Annotated in this window: 16 protein-coding genes; 1 reads left to right on the forward strand and 15 read right to left on the reverse strand. The window is 48.1% G+C overall.

What is annotated here, in order from left to right; translation table 11 throughout:
- The 15 genes from BMX75_RS17340 to BMX75_RS17410 all read right to left on the reverse strand — a co-directional run.
- On the reverse strand, nucleotides 1–277 hold a 277-nt coding region (locus tag BMX75_RS17340; RefSeq protein WP_139197181.1), incomplete at its 3' end, for a transposase family protein.
- Nucleotides 256–1,869: a hypothetical protein gene (locus BMX75_RS18005; RefSeq protein WP_139197182.1), complete on the reverse strand. Its 1,614-nt coding sequence runs from the start codon at nucleotides 1,867–1,869 to the stop codon at nucleotides 256–258. The genes BMX75_RS18005 and BMX75_RS17340, both read right to left, overlap by 22 nt.
- Nucleotides 1,870–2,119: 250 nt before the next feature.
- Complete coding sequence (pseI, locus tag BMX75_RS17350) at nucleotides 2,120–3,175, reverse strand: pseudaminic acid synthase (RefSeq protein ID WP_092830882.1); 1,056 nt, start codon at nucleotides 3,173–3,175, stop codon at nucleotides 2,120–2,122.
- A gap of 14 nt (nucleotides 3,176–3,189) precedes the next feature.
- On the reverse strand, nucleotides 3,190–4,116 hold the full coding sequence (locus tag BMX75_RS17355) for an ATP-grasp domain-containing protein (RefSeq protein ID WP_092830884.1): 927 nt from the start codon (nucleotides 4,114–4,116) through the stop codon (nucleotides 3,190–3,192).
- Between the two features lie 8 nt (nucleotides 4,117–4,124).
- Nucleotides 4,125–4,820: a metallophosphoesterase family protein gene (locus BMX75_RS17360; RefSeq protein WP_092830886.1), complete on the reverse strand. Its 696-nt coding sequence runs from the start codon at nucleotides 4,818–4,820 to the stop codon at nucleotides 4,125–4,127.
- The gene (locus BMX75_RS17365; protein WP_092830888.1) at nucleotides 4,817–5,494 is read right to left on the reverse strand and encodes an SDR family NAD(P)-dependent oxidoreductase; all 678 of its coding nucleotides are present in this window, start codon (nucleotides 5,492–5,494) and stop codon (nucleotides 4,817–4,819) included. Before BMX75_RS17365 ends, BMX75_RS17360 begins: the two co-directional genes overlap by 4 nt.
- Complete coding sequence (gene pseG, locus BMX75_RS17370; RefSeq protein WP_092830890.1) at nucleotides 5,495–6,592, reverse strand: UDP-2,4-diacetamido-2,4,6-trideoxy-beta-L-altropyranose hydrolase; 1,098 nt, start codon at nucleotides 6,590–6,592, stop codon at nucleotides 5,495–5,497. It lies immediately after the preceding gene.
- Between the two features lie 36 nt (nucleotides 6,593–6,628).
- Nucleotides 6,629–7,303 (reverse strand): acylneuraminate cytidylyltransferase family protein, encoded by a 675-nt coding sequence (locus BMX75_RS17375; RefSeq protein ID WP_092830892.1) that lies wholly within the window; start codon nucleotides 7,301–7,303, stop codon nucleotides 6,629–6,631.
- Nucleotides 7,300–8,370 carry an N-acetylneuraminate synthase family protein gene (locus BMX75_RS17380; protein ID WP_092830894.1) on the reverse strand — a complete coding sequence of 357 codons (1,071 nt, stop codon included), beginning with the start codon at nucleotides 8,368–8,370 and terminating at the stop codon, nucleotides 7,300–7,302. Before BMX75_RS17380 ends, BMX75_RS17375 begins: the two co-directional genes overlap by 4 nt.
- Entirely contained in the window at nucleotides 8,363–9,523 is a 1,161-nt protein-coding gene (gene pseC, locus BMX75_RS17385; RefSeq protein ID WP_092830896.1) for a UDP-4-amino-4,6-dideoxy-N-acetyl-beta-L-altrosamine transaminase, read from the reverse strand. Before pseC ends, BMX75_RS17380 begins: the two co-directional genes overlap by 8 nt.
- A gap of 2 nt (nucleotides 9,524–9,525) precedes the next feature.
- Complete coding sequence (gene pseB, locus BMX75_RS17390) at nucleotides 9,526–10,524, reverse strand: UDP-N-acetylglucosamine 4,6-dehydratase (inverting) (protein ID WP_092830898.1); 999 nt, start codon at nucleotides 10,522–10,524, stop codon at nucleotides 9,526–9,528.
- Between the two features lie 26 nt (nucleotides 10,525–10,550).
- On the reverse strand, nucleotides 10,551–12,347 hold the full coding sequence (locus BMX75_RS17395) for an ABC transporter ATP-binding protein (RefSeq protein WP_092830900.1): 1,797 nt from the start codon (nucleotides 12,345–12,347) through the stop codon (nucleotides 10,551–10,553).
- A 42-nt stretch (nucleotides 12,348–12,389) separates the two neighbouring features.
- The gene (locus BMX75_RS17400; RefSeq protein WP_139197183.1) at nucleotides 12,390–13,085 is read right to left on the reverse strand and encodes a YveK family protein; all 696 of its coding nucleotides are present in this window, start codon (nucleotides 13,083–13,085) and stop codon (nucleotides 12,390–12,392) included.
- A gap of 537 nt (nucleotides 13,086–13,622) precedes the next feature.
- Complete coding sequence (gene cysQ / locus BMX75_RS17405; protein ID WP_092830904.1) at nucleotides 13,623–14,462, reverse strand: 3'(2'),5'-bisphosphate nucleotidase CysQ; 840 nt, start codon at nucleotides 14,460–14,462, stop codon at nucleotides 13,623–13,625.
- 100 nt (nucleotides 14,463–14,562) lie between these two features.
- Nucleotides 14,563–16,329, reverse strand: a complete 1,767-nt coding sequence (locus tag BMX75_RS17410; protein WP_092830906.1) for an SLC13 family permease — start codon at nucleotides 16,327–16,329, stop codon at nucleotides 14,563–14,565.
- 216 nt (nucleotides 16,330–16,545) lie between these two features.
- Between BMX75_RS17410 and rfaH the strand changes: the two genes are divergently transcribed.
- The gene (gene rfaH, locus BMX75_RS17415; RefSeq protein WP_092830908.1) at nucleotides 16,546–17,070 is read left to right on the forward strand and encodes a transcription/translation regulatory transformer protein RfaH; all 525 of its coding nucleotides are present in this window, start codon (nucleotides 16,546–16,548) and stop codon (nucleotides 17,068–17,070) included.
- The last annotated feature ends 191 nt before the right edge of the window (nucleotides 17,071–17,261 follow it).

Consider the following 17,261-nt stretch of genomic DNA (forward strand, 5'->3'; position numbering starts at 1 on the left):
TGCGTTTGACGCCATGTTCAGGGCACTTCGTGCGAGGCACGCGAGCATGCAGGTAACAATGGTGCTGGAAGAAGTTTAGATGCCGCCAGGTTTTGTCGGCAAAGTCATGGGCTTGGCAGGCTTTACCGCACTCTGGACAGGGGTAGAGACTACCGCGCTCGGCCTCGACATAGAGATCCAGGCGGTGTGGTGACACAGCGGTATCCAGGTGCTGATCCTTGAGAATCCAGGGTGGTTCCAAGCCCAGGCCGAGCGTCAGAATCTGAGTGCCGTCCATGTCATACCTACTGCTGTTGGGGAGGTCATATTCTGGCCCAGCTCAGGGGGCGAATTCCACACCCAACGTCGAAGAGCCATATTATGAGTATACCGCTGCTCAACTTCACGCCGAAGAATTCCATCTGCAATATCCGATACAGCTTTTTGTCGTTGAGCATCATCATGCTTCAAGTAATCGCCCCACATTATAGATGAGTCCATTTCAAACGACTCAACGAGCAACGCAGAAATATAACGGATAAGTTCTTCATCAGAAGCAGGAGTTAGTTCAAGCGCACGATTCAGGGCCTCAGGGAAATTCGCCAAGTTCGGCTCATATATAGCACCAGAGCCAATAGCAAGAAAGGGAGAGTCGCCAATAACTACTGTAGACTTACCTAACCTGATCGCTTCCCACGCAGCTGTACCCGTCAGCACAGCAGTAATGGACGCTTTCTGTACCAAGTCCAAGCCTACATATTCAGGTCCCAAAAGTACCACACGCGGCATTCTTCTAATTTTACTATAAAAGCCTTTTGGACGTTTGCCTACCATTGGAGCATGCTCCTTCACCACAACCATCATATCTGCAGGAGCACTTTTAGCTAGAGCCTCAATAACTGACAGTTGGTCTGTGTGATAAGGAGATAGCACCTGAGTTGATGCTTCAGGGTCAACATGCAGAGGGTAGTAAATAAATTTTTTATTAAGTTCAACTCTACTGAATGAACGTAAAACATAGTTTCTCCGCCAACTATTTAGTACGCCCCACCAAACCCGAGAAACAACTATTTGAACATCCCGTTGACCACGGGGTATTTTTAAACAGGCCTTAATGGTAGTAATTATTGCACTGATTGTAACCTTAACAGGAAGGTTAGAGTTCAATATTGCATGGTTTCGAACCATATATTCCGGTGGCTCTGGGCATGATCTAAATTCTTCGAGAAGATTCTTCGCTTGCTTTTCCTTTTCTATTATCTCAGTATTGTTTAGACTTTTGAAAAGCCTTGCTACAGAACTAAGACGCCCCCTTGGATCATCATCAATGAGCATACGATTCCCAATACGTGCTGGCGCAGGGCGGCAAAAAGGAATATTTCGCGCTTTAGCCATCTCAGCTAGCATTAAGGCAGGCGCCCCGGCAACGGCGTAAATGAAAACAATATCTGGCTTAGTTTTTTTCAAACATTCATCAAGAAATTGATATAAACCTGCAATATATTGCTGAGGCATTGCTTCTGGTGATGTAGCAATCTTATTCGCTAATAGGTCAGGCCTACAAAGACCACCGCGGACGAACCCACTGCCAACACGGCGGTCAGCCGAAATGATTCGCCCTAGTGCTCCCACGCCGAGCTCTGAATCTATTATCGCAAGCTCATCGTCAGTAGTGGTTTGCGAGAGCCATTTTAGTTCCTCTGACTCAATGTGCCAAAAACTCCCGCCCACATCGCGGAGCAAATCACTTACTGTCCGCTTTACAGATGATGGTCCTGTACATATGCCATGTACTTTTCCGCCTCCACATTTAACTAAGTAATCTTTGGCTACATCACAACCAAGCTCTTTAAACTTAGGAGCAAAAAACATTAATATATTTTTATTCATTGCGCTCACAGCCCTCTTTAATTTTATAAAAGTTAACTAACAAAAACCAAGCTCAAAGAGAAAGTTACTTATCAATACTGGCATAGCAAAAGGCAATACAACTCATAACTCATAACTCATAACTCATAACTCATAAAAAGATAGATAAAAATAACTAACCTTATCTCAATAATAACACCAACAAGTTATATATTTTTTAATTAACCTTGATTATAATGATACTGATCATTGAAATCTGGAATAGAAAAAATCACAAACTGAGCGAGTCTAAACTAACAGGTGTATTTGCAACTACTACTTTGCTGGTTTTAGCACCTATCACTTTTTCTAGCTCTTTAGGCGCCAATCCGAAACCCGGTCGCACACTCCGCACACAGTCTTCAGTAATTACTTCGCCGGCTTTCATGTCCTTTACAAAATACAGTGATCGCCGAAACTGAATATTACCATGCTCGCTGGATTTACGGCCGTAGTTTACCTCACCAAGGGCTTTCCAAGCCGTTTTACTATCCTTGCAGAGCGCAGCCAAGTCGGCAGGTTCCAATGAAAAGCTATCGTCCGGGCCACCGCCGTTACGGTTTAGTGTGAAGTGCTTTTCAATAAGAGACGCGCCCTTCACAATGCTGGCAATAGCAGTGGTATTATCCAGAGTATGGTCTGACAAGCCTGTGACCAACCCAAAGCGCTCAATCATATCTGGAATCGTTCTCAAATTGTAGTCTTCTGCGGGAGCAGGATAACCGGTAACACAATGCAGAATTGCCAATTCTTTACAGCCACCCTCTCTAGCTGCCGTGATAGCTTCCTGAATTTCCTCAGCATTGGCCATGCCAGTGGATATGATCATGGGCTTGCCAGTAGCCGCGACATAACGAATAAGTGGTAAGTCTACCGCTTCGAAGGAGGCAATTTTGTAGGCCGGCGTGTTCAAATCTTCCAGCAGATCGACAGCGGTAGTATCGAACGGGGAGCTGAAAATTGGAATACCTATTTTTCGAGCGTGTTCGAAGAGAGGTTTGTGCCACTCCCAAGGCATGTGCGCCTCTTCATAAAGTTCGTATAGCGAACGGCCATCCCACAACCCGCCTTTGATAATAAAATCTTCAGCATCCGAATTCAGAGTAATCGTATCAGGACGATATGTCTGAAGTTTGACTGCATCTGCACCAGCTTTTGCTGCCGCTTCTATAATCTGAAAGGCTGTTTCCAACTTTCCGTTATGATTAGCTGATAGTTCAGCTATGACGTATGGTTCTTCGTTTATGGAAATTTTACGCCCAGCAATTGTAATAGAAGGAGTTGCCATTAAACACCTCACGGTTAGAAAGTAGAAATATATTCCTGGGAACCACGGTAAAAATGCGTTCCCGCTTTTGGCATCATAAACGGAGGGCTATCAAGTCCTAATTTAGCAGCCACCCACCATCTAAGATCAGCGAACCCCATCTTGTCACGAAAAACGAGTGTACTGGACAACCGTGGATTAATTTCAAATAATAATGGGCCACTTTTAGTAAGGCGAAGCTGTATATTGATTGCCCCATCGAGCTGCATGGCTTCCGCTATTAAGCGAACATACCTCTCTATTTCTTGATTGGCCACTACGACACCACTGCCAGTCATCCCGTGCACTAGTTTACGTTTGATCACCAAGACATGCATATCATTTCTAGGTGTTCCGTAGACTGCGCATGTATATTCTTGGTCATCAGGAGAGAGATAACTCTGCCAAACCCAGCCAGATTGACAACTTTTCAATTCTTCTACATTCCTTACTAAGGTAATACCTTTGCTACCTTGTCCCGAACGTGGTTTTGCAATGACAGGATAATTAGATGGAAAAGTGCTACCAACCAGCCCGTGAGTGGGAACTGGTATTCCACAAGATGACAAGTAGGACAGGCACTCATACTTGTCCAATGATTTCTGGATGGTCAATTCATTGTTTTTAATTATCTTTGCACCAGCAATTCGGTCCAAGCGTAACGTGACTAAAGCATTAATTTCAGACTCACTACTAGGAATGAACACATCGATTTCATTATCAGTGATATAAGTCGATAGCCACAAAATATAGCTTTCGTCATCCGCCTTTGGAGCAACGGCACATTGATCAACAATAAGGGATCCCGGATGATCCGAATGTATGTCGATACCATAAATATGTGAAAAAACTCCCCAACCTTTCAGGATTCGGGCAATACCTAAACCAATGTCCCCACCAATACCACTCACAAGAACTTTCATGAACTTAGTCACCTATTCATTATATCGGCAAGATAGCCAAGATTTGGATCATGCTCACGTGAGGCATTGATAATGGCCAATTTATCAAACGAGGTCCTTTTGAAACGGATAACGTCATTATCAGTATTAATAATAATATAGCTCGCTAAACCACCAGTATCTCTAGGCTGACCGACTGATCCAGGGTTCAACAGGTACCGCCCTTGATGCTCATGTAGAAATGGATAATGTGTATGGCCAAATATTGTGTACTTTGCATCTGAGTAGTTTTTTAACAATTTTGCCAGAGGAGCATCGGGATAAAGATATTTATCACTAGTCCCTAGTGTGCCATGCTCAATATGAAATGTGACACCATCTATAGACAGATCTATCTCGTCCGGCAACGACAAAAGCCATTCCAAATCTGATTCAGAAAGTAGTTGTTGGCAGACTTTATATCCAGAGCCATACTTCACACGATGCCTTTGGGCTGCCCCCCTGTTAGTCAAAACCTCTTGGAGAATGTGCTCGTGGTTTCCACGAATGCAAATAAAACGATTATCAAATCTTATCCGCTTGATAATTTCATGAGGCCAGTAATAATAGCCAATCAAATCACCTGCAATGAGAATTTTACTCACATTCTCATTATCAAGGTCATTCAAAACATTTTTAAAAGCATATATATTAGAATGAAGATCGGAGAGCACGGCGATTTTCATAAAAGGAAGTCTCGCACAACATCAATGATATTTTCTGCCACTTCACGTGGATTTTTCAGGGCTCCGTTAGTTTTTAATTCTCGAAAAAAATCGACCTCAGGCATGATATTGGTAGATTTTGACCTTATATAGCTTTGCATACTGGTATCCATTACACCTGGATCGAAATGCAGGATTTCAACGTGGTCATTTTCTGAAGCGAGGACGTCCAAGGCCATTACAGCTGCCGCTTTACTAACGCAATAGGTCATCCATCCATTAATCGGACGACGGGCAGCTCCAGTGCTAACGTTAAGAACTAGTAGACGAGCATCAAGCTCTTTCGTCTTTCTGACTAATTGTTGGCTAATTGCTAAAGGGGCAATGCAATTAATGCGTAACGCGTTTTCCATATCCGATACTGCTATATTCTGGGCTTTACCGATCGGCTCAATGGTTCCAGCATTATTAATAAACACTACAGCTTTGTTATCAGAGCTGATGGCCGAGGTTAGATCCAGACCACTCTGTCCCCCAAAGTCTGTCTGGATGTATCGACAACTTTTTTGAGGCTCAGCTACTGGTACACGAGAGATGAAAATAAGGTTTCCAAACAGTAGTTCGTTTTCGACCAATATATCATGCAACTCTTTTCCCAGACCGCGATTGGCACCCGTCACAATAATCGAATGCATTTAGACCCCCACCAGAAAATTTGCTAGCCTTGCACAACCAAATCCGTCAGCAACAGAGGCTCCTTTCTCAGTCATGGTTGGAGCTGCGCACCAAGCATCCTTCACCACATTATCAATTTTTATACTGTCTTCTGTTTTTAAGGCCTGAATGTCTAACCCCTTAGCGATGCCAGCTTTAATCAAAGATTGATTAACCATTCTCTGATTGTCTGCCAAAACCAGAAGAATAGCCGGAAGCCCTAGACAACACATTTCCCACGCAGTACTCCCTGCAGCACCAATTGCCAGATCCGCAAGACACATTCGTTCAGCCATATTACTGACACTCACACTAACTGTTGCCTGGAAAGGAAGTTCCAAAGCCTGTTTTTTTACAGTTTCAAGATGAGGAGCAGATCGACCCATCACAATGTCTAATTCGATCTCTGGGGGAAGTGTGCTGCTTGAAAGTGCTCCAAGTATCTGGCCGGTCACATTGGTGCGGTCAACTCCTCCCAGGGAGATGAGGATACGTTTAAGCTCCAATGTGCGCCTGCGTTCAAGGCTGGCCGCCCTCATCTCTGCGAATTCAGTACGGAGCAGCGCATACTTTGGACCGATCAGCTTTGTACAGGTCGGAGGAACCAGTTCATCATAATCTGTAGATTGTCGGCCAAAGTTTTGATCCAGCAATACCGTAGACATATGCTCCCGGTCTGCCAGGTCATCAATCACTAAAATCTGACCAACGGCTTCAACCAATTGACGCTCCCATTTGGCATCAAGCGCGTAATGGTCGACAATAAGCCAATCTGGATTGTGGTTGACAAGCACTTCAAGTGTTTGCTGTGCATCCGTTTGCCATGGCACGCCCAACCAACCGGAGTGAACCACTGCTTGTTCATCTTTTACAAACTTTTCTGTTTGCTTTGGTGAATGCAGCAGATGAAGTTCAAAACCTTTTTGAACAATCAATTCCGCTATGTTGCCTTTGTGGTTTCTACAAATAAACAGGCACTGGTGGCCTTGTCGACGCAACTCTTCAGCCAGAGCCAGACATCTCATAACATGCCCGGTACCAATCTGGACTGAAGCATCAACTCTGATAATGAATTTCATTTTATTCAATGATAATGTAATATTAATTTATCTCATCTAGCTAAATTTATTTTTATACTTCGCTAATAGCATCTCATAATCAGCTGGCGTATCTAAATCACACACCTCATCTTCCGGCACATCGAAAACACAAAGTTTATTACTATAAAATGTTTTCTCTTTTAGAAATGACTCTTTTCTTCCCCAACAAAATGTCCCATTGCTTACCCGAAGCTTAGGCTGGAATTGCGACTGAACGCCCAAATATTCCGGGAGCAAAACCTCAGCTTTTCCATTATAATCTACTTTCAAAGCTTGTACTGGTGAATAATTATAAGAGGAGACACCCATCACAACATTGACATCTGGATTACTAATAAATCTCTCAAAAGATTTCTGTAGTGTTGCCGGAGTCAACATTGCTGCTGTTGCGTAAACACAGCAAAAAAAATCGTAACTACTATTAATCAGCACATCTTCACACACCTCAACCACTGTTGATCTATCTTGTGCTAAAGAAGGACTTCTGACATGAACGTATGCGCCGGCGTCTTTAGCAATTTCAACTATTTCATCATCTTCTGTCGAAACAATAACCTCCCCAAACAGTTCACTATTTTGGCAACAGTCTATTACTCTGGCTAGCAATGATTTTCCGTCTAGAAGCAAGATGTTTTTACGAGGAAGGCGCTTAGACCCCCCTCTCGCTGGTATAATCGCTACTGGCTTCATGAGAGGTCTTGAACTGATAGCACATGCCCTTTTGGCAATGCTTTATTAAAAGACATACCAACCATTTTTTCATATTGATCAGGTGCAACACCATAACCAGGCCTTTTGAACTTTACTTTTGCTGAAGATAGCGTTTGTCCTTCAGTTACTGCTTCATCCAGAATAGCGCTTCTTCGAGCATTTAAGCGTTTTTGCTTCTCATGATCAGTCATAATTCTACGTGGTTCGCCCATTGCTCGCTCCACGTCTCGTATAGTGTCTACAAATTTTTTCATTTCGTGTGGCTCAATAGACATCACATGTTCAACACTTCGAGTCATTTTGTCTTCTGTAATCGTTTTTTCTACCAGATTTGCCCCAAGAGCTATTGCTGCGACATCCATTGTTTCCCCAGGGGAATGGTCTGAATAGGCAACCGGGCACTTAAAGATATTTTTAAGGTTCGGAAGCATATTAAGATTTATACTATCAAGATGTGCAGGGTAACCAGAAGGACAATTATGAATGATGATTTGATCGTTACCTTCACTTTTAATAACGTCTACAGCTTGTTCGATTTCACCAAAAGTGGCATTGCCAGTATCTAACTGAAGCGACACTCCCAACTTCGCAATTTTTCTTAGCCACGGTAGGTAGTTAACGTCTGCTGATGCAATTTTAATAGAGTGGCAGCCAATAGATTTTACCAACTCAAATCCTGACTCATCTCCGATAGTTGCAAAAAAAGTAAGACCTAAGTCATCAGCATACTTTTTAAGCTCTTTCCATGAGCTTTCAGACATGCTGCGCCTTTTGAAAATCTCATATAACGATTCAGAAACCGTTTCAGTTTTTCCTGTTTGCTTATCAATCAATACATCGTAGCTATACATCAGCTCTTTATCAGCCACAAGTTCATCTGGATCAAAAATCTGAAATTTGACTGCATCACCGCCAGCCTCTGCAGCATGTTTCACTAGAAGCTTTGCGCTTTCTAAACCATTGTGTGTAGGACCAGCCTCAAAAGTGATAAATGTTTTTTCGCCATCACCAACATATTTATCACCTATTTTTACAATATTAGTCATTTAATAGTCCTTTCAGAATATCTGATATTTTAATAGACACGGAAACAGGCATGTTTGGAAACATCGGTAGACTGATAGCTTCACGGTAATACTGCATGGCTTGCGGGAAGGCTTCTGGTTCAAAGCCCATTTCCTGGTAATAGGGTTGGGTATGAACGGGGATGTAGTGCAAGTTCACACCGATGCCGTGCTCTCTCAGAGACTCAAACACCTGACGGTGTGTTTTGTTGATTCCTCCCAGCTGCAGGCGTATCACATAAAGATGCAGGCCTGAGTAGCTGTCCGGATGCTGCCAGGGCGTTGTCACAGGCAGGCCTTCTAAGAGTTGATCATAACTCTTGGCCAGTTCATGGCGGCGAACAACAAACTCATCCAGTCGACCCATCTGGCTGATACCCAACGCAGCCTGCAGTTCGGTCATACGATAGTTATAGCCCAACTCTACCTGCTGGTAATACCAGGGGCCGTCCGGTTCATGCGTCATCAACTGCTGATCACGGGTCACGCCGTGGCTGCGCAACAGGTTCATGTGACTGGCTAATTCGTCATCATTGGTTAGCGCCATGCCGCCTTCAGCGGTAGTAACAATCTTTACCGGGTGGAAACTGAACACGGTAATGTCACTGTAGTGCCCATTACCTATAAACTCACCCTTATACTTACCACCAATAGCGTGGGAAGCATCTTCAACGATGCGGAAACCAAAGCGCTGGCTTAGGTTATATATCGCTTCCATATCGCAGGGTTGGCCACATAGGTGAACGGCCACCAGCACTTTTGGCAGGCGGTTTTCCAGCTCGGCTGCCTCCAGTTTGGCTTCGAGGGCTTGCGGACAGAGGTTGTAGGTTTTCGGGTCGATGTCCACAAAATCGACCTGAGCACCGCAATACAAGCCACAGTTGGCAGAAGCCACGAAGGTGATGGGCGTGGTCCAAAGCCAATCGCCTGGCCCAAGGCCCAAGGCTTTGCAGGCGATATGCAGCGCTGATGTAGCGCTGTTTACGGCAAACGCATGTTTCGCACCCACATGATCGGCTACTTTCTGCTCGAAAGCAGGCACCATCGGGCCTTGCGTCAGAAAGTCTGACGTCAATACCTCAACTACAGCATCAATATCAGATTGGGTGATGTCCTGTTTTCCATAAGGAATCATTATTAAATCTTACCGATTTCGTTATAATGATTATCAATCCAGCTTTTAAGCTCGTCGTCAGTCATCCATTCGGTGTTGTTATCGCTTGAATACACAAAACCTTCAGGTACCTTTTTGCCATCCTTGATACGTTCTACTGAGTTCCCCCAGTTATTTATACTCGGCAATATCTTGAAGTGCTCCGCATACTCATAGGTAAAGTGGGAGTCTTCTGAACCAATCATTTGTTCGTGCAGTTTTTCACCAGGACGAATACCGATTATTTCCTGCTTTGCTTCAGGAGCAACTACGCGTGCCAGGTCAGTCATCTTCATGGAAGGAATTTTCTTCACGTAAATCTCGCCACCCACCATGTCTTCAAAGGCATGCCAAACCAATTCCACACCCTGCTCCAAGCTGATCATAAAACGACTCATCCGAGAATCTGTAATTGGCAGTGCGCCTTTATCTTTGATGGACATAAAGAACGGAATCACAGAACCACGTGACCCCATTACATTACCGTAGCGCACGACTGAAAATTTGGTTTCGTGGCCACCAGCGTAGGAGTTACCTGCTACAAAAACTTTATCAGATGCCAACTTAGTCGCACCGTATAAGTTGATAGGGCTGCTGGCTTTATCAGTGGACAACGCAACGACACCTTTAACGCCTTTATCGATACACGCATCAATCACGTTCATAGCGCCGTTAATATTGGTCTTGATGCACTCAAACGGATTGTACTCGGCAGTAGGGACAATTTTTGTGGCAGCTGCATGCACTACATAATCTACTCCATCCAGCGCACGGTACATACGTTCACGATCACGAACATCACCGATGAAGAAGCGCAGGCGGTCTTCCCCTTCGAATAATTTAGCCATTTCCCATTGTTTCATCTCGTCACGAGAGAAAACGATGATTTTTTTTGGGTTATATTTTTCCAACGTCATGGGAATAAACTTGTGACCAAAAGAGCCCGTTCCGCCGGTAATGAGGATAGTGGAATCGTTAAACATCCAGGTGCTTCCCTTTAATTTTGTTTCTACGCATGCTCAGTCATGCGCTGAAAGATAGTGCTACGCTCAGCCAACTCGTCATAAGTGCCCTGCGAGTCTACTTGGCCGTCTTTGAGCAGATAAATGCAATCACACTGTTTTACTGTGGCTAGGCGATGGGCAATCATGATGATGGTTTTTTTGCCTGCGAAATCATTGATGGCCTCCATCACTAACTTTTCCGTAATGCCGTCTAGCGCACTGGTAGCTTCATCTAAAACGAGCACCTCGGCGTCATCGTAGAGTGCTCTAGCAATGCCGATCCGCTGCCGCTGTCCGCCTGACAGCTGTATACCGCGCTCACCAACGCGAGTATCCAGGCCATCGGGCAGACGCTCAAGCAATTCATCCAAATGGGCCATTTGAGCAGCTCGCAGCACTCGCCCTTCGTCGATTTCAGAAGAAGACAGGCCGAACGCGATGTTCTCACGAATACTGGCATCGGCAAGAAAAATCGCTTGCGGCACAAAGCCAACGCTATTTTGCCAGGCCCGTAGACGATCTCCAGTGAGTATTTCACCATCCACTTTTAACGCGCCCTGCTGCGGCAGCATTAGGCCGAGCAAAACGTCAATAGCCGTTGATTTGCCGGAGCCTGAGGCACCGACTAGGCCAATCACTTGGTTACGCGGTATTTCAAGCGTTAGACCATCAAGCGCTTTTTCCTCTTTCCCAGGGTAGGCAAAGTGAATATTTTCAAGGGTAATACGTTGTTTTGGAGATAGTTTGCCGGCTGCTGCAGCGGGCTTGCCAGCAGTAGCATTCTGGCTGGCTGCCAAATCGTTTTCGAGGCTGTCGAAAGCTGCAATATTGCCTTTAACGTTGGCTAGACTGGTGTAGATCTGCTGAAAGGCTGGCAAAAGTTTAAAGCCAGCCAATGCGTATACTGAGAGCACAGGTAGAATTTGGCCAAGATTGCCATCGTGGGCGGCTAGCAAATAGAGCACTAAAAAAATGACGGCGCCAAAAGCAATCAGCTCCATGGCATAGCGCGGCACCTGTGCTAGGCCTGCAGTGACACCGCGCGCAACGCCCATCTCTCGACTGGTTTCGGCGAAGCGTTGATTGAAGTCCGCCTGGCGGCCAAGCAACAGGGTATCTTTAATACCGCCGAACCCTTCGTTCATCAACTTAAAGCGCAGTTGATTGGTGCGAGTGATCACCTTGCCATTTTGCGTTAGACGTTTTCGCACAGTGCGATAGAGAACGAAATACGCGACCCCAAAAATAAACAATCCGGCAATAGCCACTAGGGGGTTATACAAAAAGATCGTAATAGCCATCACCACCGCCATCACACCCTTGGCGTTCATCTGCATCAGCGGCTGAATGATGCTGTTGGTAATGCGACCTGTTTCTTGAGCGATCTTATTAGTAAGCTGGCTGCTACTGCCGCTAGCATGAAACAGCCATGGCTGCTGCATATAGTGTTGGTAGAGTCGTATAGAAAGTTCCGCGCCAACTTGCTGTGCATAAAGCGCCAAGCGCCAAGTAGCGTACATCGAAATCAGCGCCGCGCAGGTCAATGCCATCAGCACCGCAATGCCGAGCCAAAATAAAAACTGGCGAGGTGTTTCCATTCCGCTGGCGGTATACAACTGCGCCAGAGTACTCTCACCTTCCAAGCGGCTGATATCCCCTACTACGGCCATAAATGGGCCAATCGCCGCAACACCGGCCACTTCCGCAAAGGCCATCAGTACTACCAACACCTGTAGGCGCAGAAGTTTTTTGCGCTGCTCCGAAGTTAACAACCAGTAGAGCTTTTTTACGCGTGAAAACATAGTACCTTCATAACGTTACTATTCAATATACCAGGAAGCGAGTTAACTAAATTTCTCTTTATTTAGGCTTTCTTTTACACGCGCACAAAATTCAGCCAAAAATGCCATCACTATGCCCAACATAACTCCTAAAATAATACCTAGCACTAGTATTAGCTTACTGTTAGTACCTTGTGGCGCATCGGTGGCTTGCTGTGTTTTTACAGCTAATGCAACAACTTCTGAAGGGATTAATTGTAATGATTGGTCGCCTTGAAATATAATATTTCCTTCATTTTCAAGGCTGCGCTGAAGGCGTTCATGCCGCTCAACGATAGGGGTAGTCAATGCTTCGTGAAACTCAGCGATACCGTTTTTTTGCTCACTCTCACTAGTAATGGTGACGATATTTGATTCTTCGATATAGCTAACCTTAGCGGAAAGAGATGAAAATTCATCATTTTTTTGTTTTACATTAGGAATGATGGCGCCTTGAAGCTGCTCAATAATAGAAGGCAACGGCTCAATCAAATGAGAGGGTGTTTTGTAGCCCACTGCTAGCTGGGTGGTGTAATTGAACGTATCGGTGCCACTTTGTTTTTCAGTGTTTTGCAGTAACACCCAAGCCACTGACGCCAACACCACTATTACAAATGTACCTAGAAACCACCAACGGCGATGAATAAGAACCTTTGCTAACTCGACCAGTGAGATTTCATCATCATTGTAGGTACTGCGTGGGGGTTGCTCCATGCTCACTTTGTGTAACCTTTGATATTTAACGATTAGGCACGCTACCGCCCGGGGATCTTAACGGACGCATTCCCATGCCCTACTAGTGACGGTTGCCATGCAGCGCAGCGTGAAGCGATTCATGTCGCTAGATGCGTTGCTGGTGTGTTTTTTTATCGGCATGATACATTTTATTTATTATTGGCTCTACGTTGACATGGTGCCGTAGGTTTGGTGCTTGTAGATGGTCTGATCGCTCGACAAAGTCGTGCTCCTACAAAAACCTGCCGGGTGCTGCCGCTGGTGGGTGCTTGTAGGTGTGCTGATCGCTCGACGAAGTCGTGCTCCTACAAAAACCTGCTTTGTGCTGCCGTTGGTGGGTGCTTGTCGGTGGTCTGATCGCTCGACAAAGTCGTGCTCCTACGAAAACCTGCTTTGTGCTGCTGTTGGTACGTGCTTGTAGATAGGCTGATCGCTCGACAAGTCGTGCTCCTACAAAACCTGCGTTGTGTTGCCGCTGGTGGGTGCTTGTAGTTGGTCTGATCGCTCGACTAAGTCGTGCTCCTACGAAAACCTGCTGGTTCCTTTCACGTTCTTTAGCGCTTCTTCCCAGCGTGTGTCGCGTTGGCCGTATGCTATGAAATACGGGTTTATTACGCTTTCCTGCTGATTGTAGCGTAGCGGTTCTAGGGTTTCGGCGTTGAGCACTTCGCCGCCGGCGGCGGTGACGATGGCATGGGCGGCGGCGGTGTCCCACTCGGAGGTGGGGGCGAGGCGCGGGTAGAGATCCGCGTTGCCTTCCGCCACCATGCACAGCTTGATCGAGCTGCCTATTGAGACGCACTCGTGGGCGGGCAAGCCGCTGCAGAATGCGTCGAAGGCTTCTGCGCCGTGGCGGCGGCTGCCGACCACCTTCCAGGGCGCCGTTTCGGGGTCTGGCAGTTCACGCACCTGAATATTGATGTAAATGCCCTGCGCGATCTTGAACACCTCTCCGCCTACCTGCCCTACCCAGGTGGTTTGCAGCACCGGTGCGTAGACGATGCCGAACACCGGCACGCCGTTTTCGATCAGCGCCACATTGAGGGTGAATTCACCGTTCTTGTTGATGAATTCCTTGGTACCGTCCAACGGGTCGACCAGCCAGTAGCGCTCCCAGGTCTGGCGAGTGGCAAAAGGCACCTCGGCAGACTCTTCGGAGAGTACTGGTACGTCAGGGGTAAGGTTCTCCAGCAGCGCTACCAGCGAGTGATGCGCGGCCATATCCGCTTCGGTGAGCGGGCTTTGGTCTTCCTTGGTCTCGACGGAGAAATCACGCTCATAAACCGCCATGACCTCACGCCCGGCGGCATGTACGCCTTCAATCAGGCGGGCGCGTCGTTCATTCGAGATAAAAGCAGTCACAAAAGATCCTTGAGTAGAGAAAGAAGATTGAAGAGGGAAGAAGGAAGAAGAAAGGCCTCTTACCTCTTACTTCTTCAGCCGCGCAGCGGCGTCTTCCTTCTTAGAACGGCCATACCAGTGGCACCAGGGTAATCACCGTGATGGCAACAATCGCGCTGAGCGGTGCGCCGAGGCGCAGGTAGTCGCTGAAGCGGTAACCGCCGGGGCCGAGGACCATCAGGTTGGTCTGGTAGCCCAACGGCGTCATGAAGCTGGCGGAGGCAGCAAACATGATGGCGATTGCAAAGGGTAGAAAGTTCACGCCTAGCTGGTCCGCGACAGAGACCGCGATAGGAAACATCAGCACGGCGGCGGCGTTGTTGGTAATCAGCTCGGTGAACGCCACGGTCAATAAGTAGACCAGTGCCAGCGCGGCCCAGGGGGCCAGGTCATCGGCCAGCAGCAACCATTGGGCGACCTGGGCGGCGGTGCCGGTTTCGGTCATGCCTGCGCCCAGCGCAAACGAAGCGGCAATCACGACGAGTACGGAAAGGTCGATATAGCGGCGTGCTTTGCTGACCGGTACACAGCGGGTGGCGACCATGCCACCACCTGCCAGCAACGCGGCCTCCAGAATCGACAGCAGCCCGGTGGCGCTGAGTATCACCATGCTCGCCAATATGCCAAGCGCCACGGGGGCTTTGCGAAAATCCGGCGGTGTGGAGTCATTCAGGCTGCTGACCAGCAGAAAATCTTTGCGGTAGCGGTATTGGTCGACAAAGTCGTGGGTGGTTTCCAGTAGCAAGGTATCACCGACTTGTAGCGTTGCCGCCCCCAGCTTGCCGGGCACACTTTTGCCGTGGCGTGAAATGGACAGTATTACGGCCTGGTAGCGGGAGCGAAAGCGCGACGCCTTGACGGTCTGCCCTAGCCCGCCGAAATCAGGGCCGATGACGGCTTCCACCAGGCAGCGCCGGTGGTGGGCAATATCCAGCTTGTGAATATCGCCACTGGCGGGCTTCAGACCACGAATACGGCGTAGCTCGCGGGCGCACTCAGGCGCGCCGATAAACATGAGAATGTCGCCCGCCTTTAGCGTGGTTTCTTGGGGGATGTCGTTGAGCAACTCGCCGTTACGCTCGATATCCGCCAGGTATCCGTTGGCCAGGCTACTCAAGCCAGCGTCCGCGATGGTTTTACCCACCAGGGGGCCTTTGGCTTCTACCTCGACATCTACCACGTATTCGCGGGCCTGTTCGAGTTGCTCAAGCACGCCCTGGCGTTCCGGCAGCAGGCGGTTGGTAAAAAAATACAGAAAAGTGCCGCCTACCAAGACCAGCGGTACGCCGACCCACGCCAGGGAAAACATCGATAGGCTGACGCCTCGCTCGCTTTGTAGCAGGCCATCCACTACCAGGTTGGTGCTGGTGCCAATCAAGGTGCAGGTACCGCCGATAATCGCCGCGTAGCTGAGCGGTAGCAGCAGCTTGCCCGGCGGGAGCTTTAGCCGTGCGGCCCATTCCTGTATCGCCGGGATGAACATAGCCACCACGGTGGTGTTGTTCATAAAGGCGCTGAGCCCGGCGGCGGGTAGCAATACGCGTAGCTGTGCCTGACGAAGCCTGGACGGTTGGCCTAACAATCGATGGGCCAACCATTGAATGGCGCCGGTTTCTTTCAGCCCTGCCGCCACCACGTAGAGCGTAGCAATGGTGATTACCCCTGGGTTGGCAAAACCTTGCAGCGCCTGGCCGGGGGTTAACGTGCCGCTGATGACCAGCGCGCCGAGGGCGGCCATCAGGATGGCATCGGGGGCAATGCGGGTGAACGCGAGGGCGGCTAGCGTGGCCACGACCACGAGCAGGGTAAAAATAGCCGCGACTTCCATAGTGCTCCGTTTCCAAACCAGGCCGTCTACAAAACCTTTCAGGCACGCTACCGCCCGGGGATTGTTCCGGACGTTTTCCCTTGCCCTAGCCTTTTAGCATTTGGCGTGCCGACGACGGTGTTTGCTGCGTTCGGTCACTGCGATTTTGTTACAATGCGCGTTGAGCCCAAGCCTCGGCAACCCCTTGGGTTAACCCATTCTAACGCAAGGAGCGACATGAGCCTTAATGATAGCCAAGCCAACGCGGAATGCGCGCAATGGTACCTTATCCAATGTAAGGGGGGCGAGTCTTTCCGCGCGGCCGAGCAGCTGGAAAACCAGGGTTATCAGGTCTTTCATCCGGTGCTCCGCGTGCAGCGAAAGCGCCGTGGTAAGCTTGTGTGGCTTACCGAGCCGCTCTTCCCGTATTACCTGTTTATTGAGCTTGATCAAGTAGCCAGCAACTGGCGGCCGATTCGTTCTACCCGGGGGGTGTTGAAGCTGGTGACGTTCGGCGACCAGCCCGCCGCGGTGCCCTCGCCTATCGTCGAGACATTACGCGAACACAGCGTTGAAGATGACGATTCGAAGGAAGTGTATTTCCACGCCGGCGATGCCGTGGAAGTCACCGAAGGGGCGTTCAAAGGCCAGTTGGCCCAACTCACCGCCCTGAAAGGCCAAGACCGCGCCCTGCTGCTGCTGACGTTATTGAATCGCCCCCAACAAGTGGAAGTGCCTATTGCGCATTTGCAGAAGCAGTGAACGCCGGTTGATGTTTTGATTGACCTGTAGGAGCGCAATTTATTGCGCGATCGGGAAGCGTCCTGGCGCCGTGGTTGATTGCTTGTAGATGACCTGATCGCCCGACAAGTCGGGCTCCTACAGGGGCTGGGTGCAACCACCTACGTATGTGCATGGGGGGTTCGTAGGAGCCCAATTCATTGGGCGATCAG

This window comes from Vreelandella subterranea (assembly GCF_900111305.1).
Classification (GTDB): domain Bacteria; phylum Pseudomonadota; class Gammaproteobacteria; order Pseudomonadales; family Halomonadaceae; genus Vreelandella; species Vreelandella subterranea.